We start from the raw sequence: 15,728 nt of genomic DNA, 5'->3' as shown, positions 1-15,728 counted from the left end.
TGTGTTTAAAAGCCCTGGTCGAAATAGCTTTCGAGGATGATTACTGCTGAAGCGGAGTCCACGCTGCCTTTGTTGAGCGCCCGGAAGCCGCCGTGCTCAAACAGGCCCGCGCGCGCTTCGACGGTGCTAAGACGCTCGTCGTGAAGCTTCACGGAGACGCCAAAGCGGCCATGGATTTTATTGGCGAACTTACGCGCCCGGGCGGTAAGCGGCTGTTCTGTACCGTCCATGTTCAGCGGGAGCCCAACAATCACGTCATCCGGCTGCCACTCTTTGAGCAGACGCTCGATAAGATTCCAGTCTGGCGTGCCGTCGTTGGCCTTCAGGGCCGTAAGCGGACGCGCGGTACCGGTGATGCGCTGACCCACGGCGACGCCAATGCTTTTAGTACCAAAATCGAAGGCCAGAAGCGTTCCGCTCATCAGGCGTGCCCCGCTACGCCAGGCATGGTCAGGATATCAATGCCAATCAGCTTTGCCGCGTCACGCCAGCGATCGGCGATCGGGGTTTTAAACAGGATATTCATGTCCGCAGGCGCGGTAAGCCAGGCGTTATCGAGGATCTCTTGCTCAAGCTGGCCTTTCTCCCACGACGAATAGCCCAGCGCCACCAGCACTTCAGAAGGCTGCTCAGCGGTGCCCAGCGTTTCAAGCACGTCGCGCGAGGTCGTGATAACGGTGTTATCCGAAATTCGAATACTGGAAGAGAATACCGGCGGCGTATGCAGGATAAAGCCGCGATCTTCTGCAAGAGGTCCACCCAGCATCACCGGTTTATCAAGCCGGATTTCCGGCAGTCGCGCTTCAGCCGGTATTTTCAGCTTGTCCAGAATTCCTTCAACCTGAAGATTTTCCAGCGGTTTATTAATGATAATACCCATCGCGCCGTCTTCATTGTATTCACAAATATAAACAACGGCGCGGCGAAAAATCGGGTCCTGGAGAGCAGGCATGGCAATAAGAAAGTGATGCTGTAAATTCATTGTCAGAGGTACTGTTTCCTGGTTTAAAAAGCGACAGCGCCCAGTATGGGGACAAACACAGGCGCTGTCACTAATAGTATTGTTAGGTTATTTCTGTAAACGTTTTTCGATAGCGTCCATCAGCATTCCGGTGATCGAAATCGGGAATTCCGCTTCAATTTCACGAATGCAGGTCGGGCTGGTGACGTTCACTTCGGTCAGACGATCGCCGATGATATCCAGGCCAACGAAGATCAGGCCTTTGGCTTTCAGCGTCGGGCCAACGCGGCGGGCAATTTCCCAGTCGCTTTCGGTCAGCGGGCGCGGCTCACCGCGACCGCCGGCTGCCAGGTTCCCACGAGTTTCGCCACCCTGCGGGATACGCGCCAGGCAGTAAGGAACCGGTTCGCCATCTACCACCAGAACGCGCTTATCGCCGTCTTTGATCGCCGGAATATAGTTCTGTGCCATGCAGTAGCGCGTACCCAGTTCGGTCAGCGTTTCGGCAATCACGCCAATGTTCGGGTCGCTCTCTTTCACGCGGAAAATCGACGCGCCGCCCATGCCGTCCAGCGGCTTCATGATGATATCGCCGTGCTTCTGCCAGAATTCTTTCAGCTGCGCTTTGCTGCGGGTCACCAGGGTTTCCGGCGTCAGGTCAGAGAACCAGGCGGTGTAGAGCTTCTCGTTGCAGTCGCGCAGGCTCTGCGGCTTGTTGACGATCAGCGTGCCTTTCTCTTCTGCACGCTCAAGGATGTAGGTGCTGTAGATATATTCGGTGTCGAACGGCGGATCTTTACGCATCAGGATGACGTTGAGATCGGCCAGGGCAATATCCTGCTCGGTGCCGAACTCGTACCATTTGTCGTAGTTCTGCTCGACGTTAACGATGCGGGTGCGCGCGCGGGCTTCACCGTTGATCAGGTAAAGATCGTTCATCTCCATATAGTGGAGTTCATAGCCGCGACGCTGCGCTTCCAGCAGCATGGCGAAGCTGGAATCTTTCTTGATGTTAATGTTTGCGATGGGGTCCATCACGATGCCGAGCTTGATCATGTTCTTCTCCGTTAATGCTTCAACCCAGATCGCCAAACCGTACCTGTAGCGCGGTAATGGCCGTGAGTGCCGTTGTCTCAGTGCGCAGAACGCGAGGTCCCAACAGAATATCAGTAAACTGGTAACGTGCCGTCATCGCAATTTCATCCGCCGACAGGCCGCCTTCGGGGCCAATCAGCAGGCGTACGCGCTCAACGGGCAGAGGCAGCGTATTGATGCTGGCGCTGGCGCGCGGATGAAGATTGAGCTTCAGCCCGCTCTCCTCTTCTGCACACCAGTCCTCCAGATCCATCGCCGGGCGGATCTCCGGAATACGGTTGCGGCCACTCTGTTCGCAAGCCGCAATGGCAATTTTCTGCCACTGCTGGATCTTTTTGTTCAGACGTTCCGCATCCAGTTTAACGCCACAGCGTTCAGAAAAAAGTGGCGTAATGAGGCTTACACCCAGTTCAATGGATTTCTGTATGGTGAACTCCATTTTCTCGCCGCGCGACATCACCTGGCCCAGATGGATGTGCAGCGGTGATTCCCGGTCATCCACTTCGCCACGCAGGACGTTAACGTGTACGCTTTTTTTATCGGACCGCGTGATTTCCGCGTCGAAAACCTGGTTCGAGCCGTCGAACAGCTGTATTGCCTGACCTGCGCCCATGCGCAGCACGCGGCCAACGTGGTTGGCGGCGTCATCAGACAGGGCGATTTCGCGGCCTGCGGTAATCAGTTCAGGATGGTAAATGCGGGGAATGCGCATAGTCAGAAATTCCATGTGTCATGCGATATAAGCGAATTGCCGTAGTGTAGGTTAGCTCTTTTGCGCCTGGCAAGCCCGCTGGACGTAAGGGTTGTGATTCCCCTGGACTCTGGCGATACGTTCGTCGCGCTGGCATTCCCACTCCGTCACCGGGTACTGCTTGTCCCAGGCGTTGAACAGCTGCGTCTGCTGGCGGGAGAGGTTGAGGTCGTAACGGTCGCGCATATAGAAGTAGGTGCGGGCAATGCTGCCGCGCGCGCGGGCAGGGGGCTCGGCGACTTTCTCTTTAAAATCAACCTTCATACCGCACTGGCCGTACTGGCCTTCGCCACCGTTCCACTGGCTGTACATGAAATTACCCCGGTCTCCGTTCACTTCACCTACGGCAGGCTGCAGGTTATGCATATCGCTTTCCATCTGGCGATAAACCGGATCTTTGGCGCAGTTTTTACGTCCGCCATCCTGCCAGCACTGGCGCTGATGGCCAAACTGCCAGGCCGGAACGACATGTTCCCATTCAATGCGGCTGGCGCGGTTTTCGTTTTTACGCACCTTATAGCCGCAGGACTCAAGGTCAACGACCCCTTTTTTACCCTGCCAGTTAATTTTACAGCCGCAGTAGAAATCGCCCGGCACGTCGGCGTTGACCTTAACACCGGCCGCTTTGGCCTGAGAGAAACTGTTGATACCGTCGGCCAGGGCGTGGCCTGAGAGCGCTGTCGTCAAAAAGGCGACCGCAAGAGAAAAATTACGGGACATCTTACACTCCGTGTCAAAACGAGCCCGCAACGTAACGAATGTTGTTCCCGTATGCAATCAGTCAGATCAGGAAAGTTCCTGAAAGTTCAGATGATTATTCCGCAACCAGCGGCTCGCCGCATTTGACGCAGCGGTAGGTCGCCTCGCCGCGCACCACGCGATTATGGCGGCGGACGGTAAGCTGGTGCTGCTGACACTGGCAGCGGTAGGGGAAGGTATTGCGGCGCACCGATTCCAGCTCGAACTGATGGGTACGGCGTGCCGGAACGCCGAGCACCGCTTCCATCATCCACTTCCACTCCTTGCCGTGGGGCGCGACGCGTCCGAAGTGTTTCCACACCAGCAGATGCGCCAGCTCGTGCGGTACCACTTCCTCGATAAACGCCTGCTGGTTTTCCATCATCAGCACCGGGTTAAGGCGGATCTCATAAGGCTCGAGCCAGGCGGTGCCGGCCGCGGTGCCGCGCTGCTGATATACGATCTTAGGTTCAGGGTAATTACGGCCGAGCTTCAGGTTCGCCTGGGCGAGTTTTTCCCGCATGCTGTGCATAACGGCTTGCTGAACGGCAATGGGGAGACGGGGTGCTTTCATAGGGGCAGAGCATAAAGTGCGAAGCGGGGAGGCGCAAGAGGCGCCTCCCGCGTGAGGATCAGTCGTGGGCGCCGATTTCGCGCAGCGGACGACCTTTCATCAGGTTACGTTCAATATGTTCCAGAGAAACGTGTTTGGTTTCTGGAACCAACCAGATAGTCAGCACAATAAAGAAGATGTTCAGACCGGCGTAGACCCAGAAGGTGTTCGCGTTGCCCAGGGTATTGAGCATGGTCAGGAACGTTGCGCCGACGATCATGTTGGCAATCCAGTTGGTTGCGGTAGAGCAGGTGATACCAAAATCACGCCCTTTCAGCGGCTGGATCTCAGAGCACAGCACCCAAATCAGCGGGCCGGCGCTCATCGCAAACCCGACGATAAACATCAGCAGCATGCCGACCGCAAAGTACTGGGCGGTTGGTGAGTGAATGCCCACATGCATCATGGTACCGAGGACACCCATACCGGCCGCCATCACCAGGAAGCCCAGCGTCAGAGTTGGCTTACGTCCCCAGCGGTCCACCAGACCGATGGCGATAAAGGTCGCCAGCACGTTGGTCAGACCCACGATGACGGTCCCCCACATCTGCTCGGTGGTGTTGGTATAGCCCGCCAGCTCAAAGATTTTTGGCGCGTAATACATGATGACGTTCATCCCGGTGAACTGCTGCATCACCTGAAGCAGGACGCCGAGGAACACCGCGCGGCGGAAGTTGCTGTTCTCTTTAAACAGCGCCCAGCCGGACTGTTTGACCTTCAGGCTTTCGCGGATCTCTTCCAGCTCGTTTTTCGCTTCGGCGCTGGTGTCGCGCAGGCGCATCAGTACGCGTTCGGCATCGTGGAATCGACGTTTGGCGGCAAACCAGCGCGGGCTGTCCGGCAGGAAGAAGACGCCAATCAGCAGCAGAATGGCCGGGATGATGATCACGCCGAGCATCCAGCGCCATGCGCCGCTGTAGCTAAACGCGGTATCGGAAAGATACGCGCCCAAAATACCGATGGTGATCATGAGCTGATACATCGAAATCATACTGCCGCGGATTTTCTCCGGCGCGATTTCAGACAGGTAAAGCGGGGCGGTATAGGACGCCACGCCCACGGCCAGACCGAGCAGCACGCGGGAAACCAGCAGAACCTCAACGTTGGGCGCTGCGGCAGAGAAGAGTGAACCGGCAACGAACAGGATCGCGCCGATCATCAGGCTCTTTTTACGCCCGAGCTTGAAGGAGAGCCAGCCGCTGCCGACGGCACCCACTGCGGCGCCAAACATCATGGAGCTGACCACCCACTCCTGGGTGTGAGCGCTGATCTGGAACTCGTCAGTGATGAAAGGTAATGCACCGGCAATGACGCCGATATCCAGGCCAAAAAGTAATCCTGCCAGGGCGGCGAGGAAACAGACGAAGAATGTCATCGCCTTGTTGGACGTACGCCCCTGTTTTTTATTGTCAGGCATTATGCCCTCCAGTTGGGTTATCAGTTTTATTGATGTAAAGGGTAGGTGAGTGACCCGTAAAAATATGTGAGATTAATCACATTGGTGTAATCGGTTACACTAGCGCGCAACCGTAAAAATAATTAAAGCTTTGAAAATATAGAGGTAAACGAGGTGATGTGCATCGCGAAAGAACACATTTCAGACTTAACTGAAAGGCGATGTAACAGCAGAAGAAAGGCGATCATGCAAAGAGAATATTCTGAAAGCGAGGCGCATCCGGTGCGGTGTAATCGGTACCATATGTGCACCTTTGCGGCGCCACCAACAAAAAAAGGCCAGCCCGAAGGCTGGCCTTTTATCACGCAGATGTCAGTCGATTACTTCAGACCGGCAGCTTCACGCAGCAGGGCGGCTTTGTCGGTTTTTTCCCATGGGAAATGTTCACGACCAAAGTGACCGTATGCCGCGGTTTCTTTGTAGATTGGGTGCAGCAGATCCAGCATCTGAATCAGGCCGTATGGACGCAGGTCGAAGAACTCGCGCACCAGCAGCGTCAGCTGTTCTGAAGGCACTTTCTCGGTACCGAAGGTTTCAACCATGATGGAGGTTGGCTCAGCTACGCCGATCGCGTAGGAAACCTGGATCTCACAGCGGTCAGCCAGGCCGGCTGCAACGATGTTTTTCGCCACATAACGCGCCGCGTACGCCGCAGAACGGTCAACTTTAGACGGATCTTTACCGGAGAACGCACCGCCACCGTGACGCGCCATGCCGCCGTAGGTATCAACGATGATTTTACGACCGGTCAGACCGCAGTCACCCATTGGGCCGCCGATAACGAAGCGTCCGGTTGGGTTGATGAAGAATTTGGTCGCAGAGCTCAGCCATTCGGTCGGCAGAACCGGCTTGATGATCTCTTCCATCACGGCTTCCTGCAGGGATTTCTGATCGATATCTTCGGAGTGCTGGGTAGACAGAACCACCGCGTCAATACCGACGATTTTGCCGTCGTCATACTGGAAGGTGACCTGACTTTTCGCATCCGGGCGCAGCCACGGCAGGGTGCCGTTTTTACGCACTTCAGCCTGACGCTGCACCAGACGGTGTGCGTAGGTGACCGGTGCTGGCATCAGCACGTCGGTTTCGTTGGTTGCATAGCCAAACATCAGGCCCTGGTCGCCCGCGCCCTGTTCCAGCGGATCGGCACGGTCAACGCCCTGGTTGATGTCTGGAGACTGTTTGCCAATCGCGCTCAGAACCGCGCAGGAGTTGGCATCAAAGCCCATATCAGAATGCACATAGCCGATCTCACGCACTGTGTTACGGGTGATCTCTTCGATATCAACCCATGCGCTGGTGGTGATCTCACCGCCAACCAGAACCATGCCGGTTTTGACATAGGTTTCGCACGCGACGCGCGCTTTAGGATCCTGCGCCAGGATCGCATCCAGCACCGCATCGGAGATTTGGTCAGCAATTTTATCAGGATGTCCTTCTGATACGGACTCGGACGTAAACAGGTGTTTTGCCATGTTTTATTTCACCTAAGAGGAATTTGGTTAGCTCAAGCTGCTGTGCGGAATAGCCAAAGGAGATAATTCTACCAAGGCCTGCAGGTTTTTGACACTGGCAGTATGAGTGTTAATCAGTATAGATGGATTAACATCTGGACGGCTATTTTAGGTCACTTCTTCGCCCGATTTCCAGTTTTTTTTGATTCATCTCTCACTGCGTTGAAATGGCAGCTGGAAATTTTTCCTGACGCTGCTGGCAGCACGCGCATTTTTGTTTTGCTTTTTAGCCCCCTTCTCGGTATAAAACGCGGCGCGCGGCTCATATAAAATAAGCGCTCGATGGACTCATCGTGTCGCCACTTCCAGCCGGGTTAAGCAGTGAACTTTTAGCTTTGGCTTGTGGTCCGTTTCAACAGAGGCGGCCGTGGAGGTGATACGAGATAATGAACCATCGTTTTCCGCACATTCAGCGCAGCCGTTCTGGCGCGTATTTGATTCCCGCAACCCGCATTTCTAGTCTGCAAACCTGCCGATGTTATACCCATCTCGGCGCTTCTCAGGATTCCAGGGCCGGTCACGCTTTGTGAAAACTGAACAAGGGCGCTCTTGTTAATACAAGAGTTTTCTCGTGGTTTCGCCGAACCTTGTCATACAGAGTTCGGATACGTGTTTTACAATGATATGAATAAGAAACCGGTCGCACGGTCTGGTTTTCAGCATACTCTGCTGGGAAACGGAGCCGTTTATGGGTTGTTATCGCCGTATAACGCTGCGATAGTAGTCAACTGTTTTACACTTATTACAAAGAGTTGAGGTTCGCTATGTCTGACGACATGTCTTCTTTTTCGCCTTCGTCAGCGGGCGAACAGGGTGTACTACGTTCTATGCAGGAGGTTGCGATGAGCTCCGAGGAAGCCAGCAAGATGCTGCGCACTTACAATATTGCCTGGTGGGGCAATAACTACTACGACGTCAACGAACTGGGCCACATCAGCGTCTGCCCGGATCCGGACGTCCCTGAAGCGCGCGTGGATCTCGCGAAACTGGTGAAAGCCCGTGAGGCTCAGGGCCAGCGTTTGCCTGCACTGTTCTGCTTCCCGCAGATCCTGCAACATCGCCTGCGTTCTATTAACGCCGCGTTCAAGCGCGCGCGTGAGTCCTACGGCTATAAAGGCGACTATTTCCTGGTTTACCCGATCAAGGTGAACCAGCACCGCCGCGTGATTGAATCCCTGATCCACTCCGGCGAGCCGCTGGGCCTGGAAGCTGGCTCCAAAGCGGAGCTGATGGCGGTTCTGGCGCATGCGGGCATGACCCGTTCAGTGATCGTCTGTAACGGCTATAAAGACCGTGAATACATTCGTCTGGCGCTGATCGGCGAAAAGATGGGCCACAAGGTCTATCTGGTTATCGAAAAGATGACCGAAATCGCCATCGTGCTGGAAGAGGCCGAACGTCTGAACGTGGTGCCGCGCCTTGGCGTGCGTGCGCGTCTGGCGTCACAAGGTTCCGGTAAATGGCAGTCCTCCGGCGGCGAGAAATCCAAGTTCGGCCTGGCGGCAAACCAGGTGCTGCAGCTGGTGGAAATCCTGCGCGAGCGCGGTCGTCTGGACAGCATTCAGCTGCTGCACTTCCACCTCGGCTCGCAGATGGCCAATATTCGCGACATCGCCACCGGCGTGCGTGAGTCAGCGCGTTTCTACGTTGAGCTGCACAAGCTTGGCGTAAATATTCAGTGCTTCGACGTGGGCGGCGGCCTCGGCGTGGACTACGAAGGGACCCGCTCGCAGTCTGACTGCTCTGTAAACTACGGCCTGAACGAATACGCGAACAACATCATCTGGGCGATCGGCGATGCCTGTGAAGAGAACGGCCTGCCGCACCCGACGGTGATCACCGAATCCGGTCGCGCGGTGACCGCGCACCATACGGTGCTGGTCTCTAACATCATCGGCGTTGAGCGTAGCGAAATCAGCGAAGCGACGCCTCCGGCAGACGATGCTCCGCGTTCCCTGCAAAGCATGTGGGAAACCTGGCAGGAAATGCACGAGCCGGGCACGCGTCGTTCCCTGCGCGAATGGCTGCACGACAGCCAGATGGACCTGCATGATATTCACGTGGGTTATTCTTCAGGCACCTTCAGCCTGCAGGAGCGCGCGTGGGCGGAGCAGCTCTACCTGAACATGTGCCATGAAGTGCAGAAACAGCTCGACCCGAGCAACCGCGCGCACCGTCCGATTATCGACGAGCTGCAGGAGCGTATGGCGGACAAGATTTACGTCAACTTCTCGCTGTTCCAGTCGATGCCGGATGCCTGGGGTATCGACCAGCTGTTCCCGGTTCTGCCGCTGGAAGGGCTGAACCACGCGCCGGAACGTCGTGCGGTGCTGCTGGACATCACCTGTGATTCCGACGGTGCCATCGACCACTACGTCGACGGCGACGGTATCGCAACGACGATGCCAATGCCGGAATACGACCCGGAGAACCCGCCGATGCTGGGCTTCTTTATGGTCGGCGCGTATCAGGAGATCCTCGGCAACATGCACAACCTGTTCGGTGATACCGAAGCGGTGGACGTGTTCGTGTTCCCTGACGGCAACGTGGAAATCGAGCTGTCCGATGAAGGGGACACCGTGGCGGACATGCTGGAATACGTTCAGCTGGATCCGAAAAAACTGCTCACTCAGTTCCGCGACCAGGTGAAAAACACCGGTCTGGACGATGCGCTACAGCAGCAGTTCCTGGAAGAGTTTGAAGCGGGTCTGTACGGGTACACCTACCTGGAAGACGAGTAGGAAAACGCCCTCTCCCGCAGGGAGAGGGCGGGGTGAGGGCATCAGACCGCACAATGCCCTATACTCACTTGAACCCGTATGCATTACCGGCGATAATTCGCCCCAATAAGCGATTTACGAATCAATCCCTTCCTCGTCGGGTTTAACGACGCGGAGGGGATTTTTTTTCATCTGTTTTTAATGTATCGACTTTAAAAGAGGTCAGGACATGAGCACTTTAGGTCATCAGTACGATAACTCTCTGGTATCTAACGCGTTTGGTTTTTTACGCCTTCCGATGAACTTCCAGCCGTACGACAGCGACGCTGACTGGGTGATCACCGGCGTGCCGTTCGATATGGCAACATCTGGCCGCGCGGGTGGTCGTCACGGCCCGGCTGCGATTCGTCAGGTTTCCACTAACCTGGCCTGGGAGCATAACCGCTTCCCATGGAACTTCGACATGCGCGAGCGCCTGAACGTGGTGGACTGCGGTGACCTGGTGTACGCCTTCGGCGACGCGCGTGAGATGAGCGAGAAGCTGCAGGCGCACGCCGAGAAGCTGCTGGCTGCCGGTAAGCGCATGCTCTCGTTCGGCGGCGACCACTTCGTGACCCTGCCGCTGCTGCGCGCCCATGCGAAGCACTTCGGTAAAATGGCGCTGGTGCACTTCGATGCACATACCGACACCTACGCGAACGGCTGCGAGTTTGACCACGGCACCATGTTCTTCACCGCGCCGAACGAAGGTCTGATCGACCCGAACCACTCCGTGCAGATCGGCATTCGCACCGAGTTCGACAAAGACAACGGTTTCACCGTGCTGGATGCGGGCCAGGTTAACGATCGCGGCGTGGACGACATCATCGCTCAGGTGAAGCAGATCGTGGGTGATATGCCCGTGTATCTGACCTTCGACATCGACTGTCTGGATCCGGCATTTGCTCCGGGCACCGGTACGCCGGTCATCGGCGGCTTGACCTCAGATCGTGCCATCAAGCTGGTGCGCGGCCTGAAGGATCTGAACATTGTCGGGATGGACGTGGTGGAAGTGGCGCCTGCGTACGACCAGTCCGAGATCACCGCGCTGGCCGCAGCGACTCTGGCGCTGGAAATGCTCTACATTCAGGCAGCCAAAAAAGGCGAATAAGCCTCACCTTGCGTGATAAAAAACCTCTCTATTGAGAGGTTTTTTTATTGCCTTCAGAACACGTTAAACGGGTATTCCACGTAAGCGCGGATCTCGTCCCCGCCCACGTTGTACTCGCTGGCGTTGCCGGAGACGCGCAGTACGGAGTAGCGCAGTTTAAGCTTCAGATCCTTCGCCGGACCATCCTGCACCTGGTACTGGATCTGGTTAAACCACTCGTGCTCTTTGCCGTTGCTGGTTTCAGAGGTTTTAATATTATCCCCACGCACGTAGGCAGTGGTCCAGCTCAGGCCCGGTAAGCCAAGGCCGCCAAAGTCCAGACCGTAGGATGCCTGCCAGGAACGTTCGTCTTCGCCGTTAAAATCAGACCAGTAGGAGTTCGCCAGCCAGATGGTGTTTCCGCCGTCACCCACGCCGCCCTTGTCGCGATAGCCGCCGTAGTTGTAGCCGGTGCTGCCGCTGCTCTGCTGGTACGCCACTTTGAACGTGTGAATGTCCCAGATGTAGCTCGCCGCCAGGCTCCAGATGGTGTTGCTGCGGCCCGTGTCGAGGCTGTCCGCGTAGCCCTGATCCAGACGGGAGTTATAGCCGTTGAAGTCGAGCACCAGCTGCTGCCCGGTGCTGAACGGCTGTTTGAAGTTCATGCCCAGGTACTGCTTGTTCATCACCTCTTCATTATGAGAGGCGTACAGCGCGCCGCTGAACTGGTCGTTAAACTGATAGCTCGCACCGCCGAAGGAGAGGCTCTTCAGTCCGCTGTCGTGGCGGTCATCGCTTTTACGCTGCTCGTCGGTGAAGTAACCGGCGTTGATTTCCAGACCGTCGATCTCTTTTGAGGTCAGCATGGTGCCGGTGTAGCTTTCAAACAGCAGGCGGGAGCTGTCGGCATTCACGATGGGCAGCTCAGGGCGCTGATTTCCGTAGCTCAGTACGGTATTCGAGATGCGCATTTTGGCGGTTGCGCCAAACTTTGCCAGATCGGATTTTGCCCGGCCATCATCTTCCTGTTTAAAGAAGTCGATGCCGCCTGCGCCGCTTTTGCCACGGCCGCCGTCCAGGCGCACGCCGTATTGAGCAATACCGTCCACGCCAAAGCCCACCAGCCCTTCGGTATAGCCGGATGCAAACGTGGCGATGATCCCCTGACCCCACTCGGCTTTGTCCTGCTGGCCCTGATGGTAGTCGCGGCTGATATACGCATTGCGTAAAAACAGATCCAGATGGCTGTCGTCAATAAAACCCTGGCTGTCGGATTGCTGGCTTGCAGCGGCAGGTAATGCAGCAAATAAGCTTAAAGCAATTAATGATAATTCTTTTTTCACGGAGGGAACGTCTCTGTCTGGATATAGTAATTTGAATAACTGCGGGGGTGATAATTACCGGAAAAAGTGACCTTTGCAATAATTATGTGACCAGACATTTCAAGGTGATAAGGCAGATTTGGCGGGGCTTTCAGGGGGTTACCGATACGTGCTGTTAAGTTAACAATTCATGCGAAATAAAAAGGAGGCAAAATTGCCTCCTTCTGAAATTATTTAATTCCGTCTGCGGCCATACGGTCGCGAATATGCTGTGCGCGTTCTTCTGAGGCCGGGTGATCGTCAAACATGGAGCTTTGGCGTCCGGCTTCCAGCTTGGCCAGTTTTTCGAAGCTGGTGGCTAAGCCTGATGGATTAATGCCGCGTTTGCGCAACAGATCGTAGGAGTAGTCATCCGCCTCGGACTCCTGACGCTGTGAGAACTGAGAGTTAACCAGCTTTTCACCCACGTCCCCAAGCTGTGACTGCGACAGGCTGCCAACGATACCGCCCGCAGAGGCCGCCGCTGCGCGGATGGCATTGGTGCCCAGGGCAACCTGCATCCCTTTCTTCACGTGGCCCAGGGCAACGTGGCCCATTTCGTGGCCGATGACCGCTTCCACTTCGTTGTCGGTCATCATGTCCATCAGCCCGCTATAGACGCGGATACAGCCGTTCGCCATCGCGAAGGCGTTCACGTCTTTCGCCATGTACACCTTGTAGTTCACCGGCTGGCCGTTGATGTTGTCGCCCAGCGCGGAAGCAATCTTATTCAGACGCTGCGTGTAGGTACTGTTAGCCGGCGCAAGCGTGGCTTTTCCGTCCATATCTTTACAGGCCTGGTCGCTCAGCGCTTTCACCTGCGCATCGCTCAGGGAATAGGCCTGAAAGGCCTCTGCGCCTGACGTCATCAGACCGTTAGAATCCATATTCTGACAGCCGCTCAGCAGGAGCGTTGTACCCAGGGCCAGCACTATTGCACGCATTTTCATGAGGTTGCTTCCGTACTCGTTAAACTGAATAAAATCCGAAAAGGGCACCGTCAGCGAAGCCGGTGTCGTGCTAAGTATAAGGAATATCTGCAGGGCCGGGCGAGCAGATTGCGCAACATGCGAGCATGATCCAGAGATTTCTTAACAAGCAAAAGAATGCTCCATGTACATGACTTGCGGCTTGGGTTACATTGTTGGCACTTTTTTCCGGCGTAGCCCAAAACGCGCTGTCGTCAAGGGCATGGCCTTTAACAGTCCGATCTGGAGTTAAAATGTCCTCACGTAAAGAGCTTGCTAATGCTATTCGTGCGCTGAGCATGGACGCAGTACAGAAAGCCAAATCCGGCCACCCAGGGGCTCCTATGGGTATGGCTGATATCGCCGAAGTCCTGTGGCGTGATTTCCTGAACCACAACCCGCAGAACCCGTCATGGGCTGACCGCGACCGCTTCGTGCTGTCCAACGGCCACGGCTCTATGCTGATCTATAGCCTGCTGCACCTCACCGGCTACGATCTGCCTATCGAAGAGCTGAAAAACTTCCGTCAGCTGCACTCTAAAACTCCAGGTCACCCGGAAGTGGGTTACACCGCTGGCGTAGAAACCACCACCGGCCCGCTGGGGCAGGGTATTGCTAACGCTGTGGGTATGGCGATTGCCGAGAAGACGCTGGCGGCGCAGTTCAACCGTCCTGGTCACGACATCGTAGACCACTTCACCTACGCGTTCATGGGCGACGGCTGCATGATGGAAGGCATTTCTCACGAAGTGTGCTCCTTGGCAGGTACCCTGAAGCTGGGCAAACTGGTTGCGTTCTATGACGACAACGGTATCTCCATCGACGGTCACGTCGAAGGCTGGTTCACCGACGACACCGCAGCACGTTTCGAAGCCTACGGCTGGCACGTAGTGCGTGGCGTTGATGGTCACGATGCTGACTCGATTAAACGTGCAGTGGAAGAAGCGCGCGCGGTGACGGACAAACCGTCCCTGCTGATGTGCAAAACCATCATCGGTTTCGGTTCGCCGAACAAGGCGGGTACTCACGACTCCCACGGCGCACCGCTGGGCGACGCGGAAATCGCACTGACCCGCGAAGCGCTGGGCTGGAAACACCCTGCATTCGAAATCCCGTCTGAGATCTACGCTCAGTGGGATGCAAAAGAAGTAGGCCAGGCGAAAGAAGCGGCCTGGAACGAGAAATTCGCTGCCTATGCGAAAGCGTTCCCGCAGGAAGCGGCTGAATTCACCCGTCGTATGAAAGGTGAAATGCCGTCTGACTTCGACGCGAAAGCGAACGAATTTATCGCTAAGCTGCAGGCGAACCCGTCTAAAATCGCGAGCCGTAAAGCGTCTCAGAATGCGATTGAAGCGTTCGGCCCATGGCTTCCAGAATTCCTGGGCGGCTCCGCTGACCTGGCACCATCTAACCTGACCCTGTGGTCTGGTTCTAAGCCAATCAACGAAGATACTGCCGGTAACTACATCCATTACGGTGTACGTGAATTCGGTATGACCGCGATTGCCAACGGTATTTCCCTGCACGGTGGTTTCCTGCCATACACCTCTACCTTCCTGATGTTTGTCGAATATGCACGTAACGCCGTGCGTATGGCCGCGCTGATGAAACAGCGTCAGGTAATGGTCTACACCCACGACTCCATCGGTCTGGGCGAAGATGGCCCAACTCACCAGCCGGTAGAGCAGGTGGCTTCCCTGCGCGTGACCCCGAACATGAGCACATGGCGTCCATGTGACCAGGTGGAATCCGCGGTGGCGTGGAAATACGGCGTTGAGCGTCAGGACGGTCCAACCGCGCTGATCCTCTCCCGTCAGAACCTGGCACAGCAGGAGCGTACGCCTGAGCAGCTGGCGAACATCGCTCGCGGTGGTTACGTGCTGAAAGATTGCGCGGGCCAGCCAGAGCTGATCTTCATCGCCACCGGTTCGGAAGTTGAACTGGCTGTTGCAGCGTGGGAAAAACTGACTGCCGAAGGCGTGAAAGCGCGCGTGGTTTCCATGCCGTCTACCGATGCGTTCGACAAACAAGATGCTGCTTACCGCGAATCCGTCCTGCCTAAAGCGGTTTCCGCGCGTGTGGCAGTGGAAGCGGGTATCGCAGACTACTGGTTCAAATACGTGGGCCTGAACGGCGCTATCGTCGGTATGACCACCTTCGGTGAATCTGCTCCTGCAGAACAGCTGTTCGAAGAATTCGGCTTCACCGTTGAGAACGTTGTCGCGAAAGCGAAAGAACTGCTGTAATCGTTTGTACGGTGCGGGCTGATGTCCTCACCCGAGCCCTCTCCCACGGGAGAGGGTGCAAACACTAAAAAACGGTAACCTCTCGGTTACCGTTTTGCTTTTACCTTGCCGCCATTATTCCACCTAAAATGTGACGCAAGTCATATAGCGCGCTTATTCATCTGGACAGACATTCC

15 protein-coding genes are annotated in these 15,728 nt (G+C 55.9%); 5 read left to right on the top strand and 10 right to left on the bottom strand.

Features of this window, described 5'->3' with window-relative positions; all coding sequences use genetic code 11:
• Window positions 1-5: 5 nt before the first annotated feature.
• From ruvX to metK, 8 genes are all read right to left on the bottom strand, one after another.
• Window positions 6-422: a Holliday junction resolvase RuvX gene (gene ruvX / locus NI40_RS18340; RefSeq protein WP_029739223.1), complete on the bottom strand. Its 417-nt coding sequence runs from the start codon at window positions 420-422 to the stop codon at window positions 6-8.
• Window positions 422-982: a YqgE/AlgH family protein gene (locus tag NI40_RS18335; RefSeq protein ID WP_008499752.1), complete on the bottom strand. Its 561-nt coding sequence runs from the start codon at window positions 980-982 to the stop codon at window positions 422-424. The genes ruvX and NI40_RS18335 overlap by 1 nt, the downstream gene beginning before the upstream one ends.
• Before the next feature lie 87 nt (window positions 983-1,069).
• The gene (gene gshB, locus NI40_RS18330) at window positions 1,070-2,017 is read right to left on the bottom strand and encodes a glutathione synthase (protein ID WP_029739222.1); all 948 of its coding nucleotides are present in this window, start codon (window positions 2,015-2,017) and stop codon (window positions 1,070-1,072) included.
• A 19-nt stretch (window positions 2,018-2,036) separates the two neighbouring features.
• A complete protein-coding gene (gene rsmE, locus NI40_RS18325) occupies window positions 2,037-2,768 on the bottom strand; it encodes a 16S rRNA (uracil(1498)-N(3))-methyltransferase (protein WP_023309126.1) in 732 nt (243 codons plus the stop codon).
• A 51-nt stretch (window positions 2,769-2,819) separates the two neighbouring features.
• Window positions 2,820-3,527, bottom strand: a complete 708-nt coding sequence (gene endA, locus NI40_RS18320; protein WP_023333343.1) for a deoxyribonuclease I — start codon at window positions 3,525-3,527, stop codon at window positions 2,820-2,822.
• Between the two features lie 94 nt (window positions 3,528-3,621).
• Window positions 3,622-4,119 carry a SprT family zinc-dependent metalloprotease gene (locus tag NI40_RS18315; protein WP_039262968.1) on the bottom strand — a complete coding sequence of 166 codons (498 nt, stop codon included), beginning with the start codon at window positions 4,117-4,119 and terminating at the stop codon, window positions 3,622-3,624.
• Between the two features lie 58 nt (window positions 4,120-4,177).
• Entirely contained in the window at window positions 4,178-5,575 is a 1,398-nt protein-coding gene (gene galP, locus NI40_RS18310; RefSeq protein ID WP_023309123.1) for a galactose/proton symporter, read from the bottom strand.
• Between the two features lie 359 nt (window positions 5,576-5,934).
• Complete coding sequence (gene metK / locus NI40_RS18305; protein ID WP_010435443.1) at window positions 5,935-7,089, bottom strand: methionine adenosyltransferase; 1,155 nt, start codon at window positions 7,087-7,089, stop codon at window positions 5,935-5,937.
• 425 nt (window positions 7,090-7,514) lie between these two features.
• On the opposite strand from metK, the gene NI40_RS24525 reads away from it, so the two are divergent.
• The 4 genes from NI40_RS24525 (at window position 7,515) to speB (ending at window position 10,998) form a co-directional block, all read left to right on the top strand.
• Entirely contained in the window at window positions 7,515-7,658 is a 144-nt protein-coding gene (locus tag NI40_RS24525; protein WP_419095317.1) for a hypothetical protein, read from the top strand.
• Between the two features lie 94 nt (window positions 7,659-7,752).
• Window positions 7,753-7,884 carry an acid stress response protein YqgB gene (gene yqgB / locus NI40_RS24445; RefSeq protein ID WP_127341063.1) on the top strand — a complete coding sequence of 44 codons (132 nt, stop codon included), beginning with the start codon at window positions 7,753-7,755 and terminating at the stop codon, window positions 7,882-7,884.
• 8 nt (window positions 7,885-7,892) lie between these two features.
• Complete coding sequence (gene speA, locus NI40_RS18300; protein WP_023309121.1) at window positions 7,893-9,869, top strand: biosynthetic arginine decarboxylase; 1,977 nt, start codon at window positions 7,893-7,895, stop codon at window positions 9,867-9,869.
• Between the two features lie 208 nt (window positions 9,870-10,077).
• Window positions 10,078-10,998: an agmatinase gene (gene speB, locus NI40_RS18295; protein ID WP_014071686.1), complete on the top strand. Its 921-nt coding sequence runs from the start codon at window positions 10,078-10,080 to the stop codon at window positions 10,996-10,998.
• Window positions 10,999-11,051: 53 nt separating this feature from the next.
• On the opposite strand, the gene NI40_RS18290 is transcribed toward speB, so the two are convergent.
• On the bottom strand, window positions 11,052-12,320 hold the full coding sequence (locus tag NI40_RS18290) for an OprD family outer membrane porin (RefSeq protein WP_039262969.1): 1,269 nt from the start codon (window positions 12,318-12,320) through the stop codon (window positions 11,052-11,054).
• A gap of 209 nt (window positions 12,321-12,529) precedes the next feature.
• Window positions 12,530-13,288, bottom strand: a complete 759-nt coding sequence (locus NI40_RS18285) for a M48 family metallopeptidase (RefSeq protein ID WP_021242066.1) — start codon at window positions 13,286-13,288, stop codon at window positions 12,530-12,532.
• A gap of 272 nt (window positions 13,289-13,560) precedes the next feature.
• On the opposite strand from NI40_RS18285, the gene tkt reads away from it, so the two are divergent.
• Entirely contained in the window at window positions 13,561-15,552 is a 1,992-nt protein-coding gene (gene tkt / locus NI40_RS18280) for a transketolase (protein ID WP_023309118.1), read from the top strand.
• Window positions 15,553-15,728 lie beyond the last annotated feature (176 nt).

Origin of the sequence: Enterobacter sp. E20 (assembly GCF_000801755.2) — a bacterium.
GTDB classification, from domain to species: domain Bacteria; phylum Pseudomonadota; class Gammaproteobacteria; order Enterobacterales; family Enterobacteriaceae; genus Enterobacter; species Enterobacter asburiae_B.
Note: the sequence above shows the minus strand (reverse complement) of the source record. Positions and strands in the feature narration are given on the sequence as shown.

Bases quoted from the DNA above. Each gene is read 5' to 3' on its own strand.
- metK (WP_010435443.1), bottom strand. From the start codon at position 7,089: ATGGCAAAACACCTGTTTACGTCCGAGTCCGTATCAGAAGGACATCCT.
- endA (WP_023333343.1), bottom strand. From the start codon at position 3,527: ATGTCCCGTAATTTTTCTCTTGCGGTCGCCTTTTTGACGACAGCGCTC.
- rsmE (WP_023309126.1), bottom strand. From the start codon at position 2,768: ATGCGCATTCCCCGCATTTACCATCCTGAACTGATTACCGCAGGCCGC.
- NI40_RS18315 (WP_039262968.1), bottom strand. From the start codon at position 4,119: ATGAAAGCACCCCGTCTCCCCATTGCCGTTCAGCAAGCCGTTATGCAC.
- NI40_RS24525 (WP_419095317.1), top strand. From the start codon at position 7,515: ATGAACCATCGTTTTCCGCACATTCAGCGCAGCCGTTCTGGCGCGTAT.
- NI40_RS18285 (WP_021242066.1), bottom strand. From the start codon at position 13,288: ATGAAAATGCGTGCAATAGTGCTGGCCCTGGGTACAACGCTCCTGCTG.
- NI40_RS18335 (WP_008499752.1), bottom strand. From the start codon at position 982: ATGAATTTACAGCATCACTTTCTTATTGCCATGCCTGCTCTCCAGGAC.
- gshB (WP_029739222.1), bottom strand. From the start codon at position 2,017: ATGATCAAGCTCGGCATCGTGATGGACCCCATCGCAAACATTAACATC.
- tkt (WP_023309118.1), top strand. From the start codon at position 13,561: ATGTCCTCACGTAAAGAGCTTGCTAATGCTATTCGTGCGCTGAGCATG.
- speB (WP_014071686.1), top strand. From the start codon at position 10,078: ATGAGCACTTTAGGTCATCAGTACGATAACTCTCTGGTATCTAACGCG.
- speA (WP_023309121.1), top strand. From the start codon at position 7,893: ATGTCTGACGACATGTCTTCTTTTTCGCCTTCGTCAGCGGGCGAACAG.
- ruvX (WP_029739223.1), bottom strand. From the start codon at position 422: ATGAGCGGAACGCTTCTGGCCTTCGATTTTGGTACTAAAAGCATTGGC.
- yqgB (WP_127341063.1), top strand. From the start codon at position 7,753: ATGAATAAGAAACCGGTCGCACGGTCTGGTTTTCAGCATACTCTGCTG.
- galP (WP_023309123.1), bottom strand. From the start codon at position 5,575: ATGCCTGACAATAAAAAACAGGGGCGTACGTCCAACAAGGCGATGACA.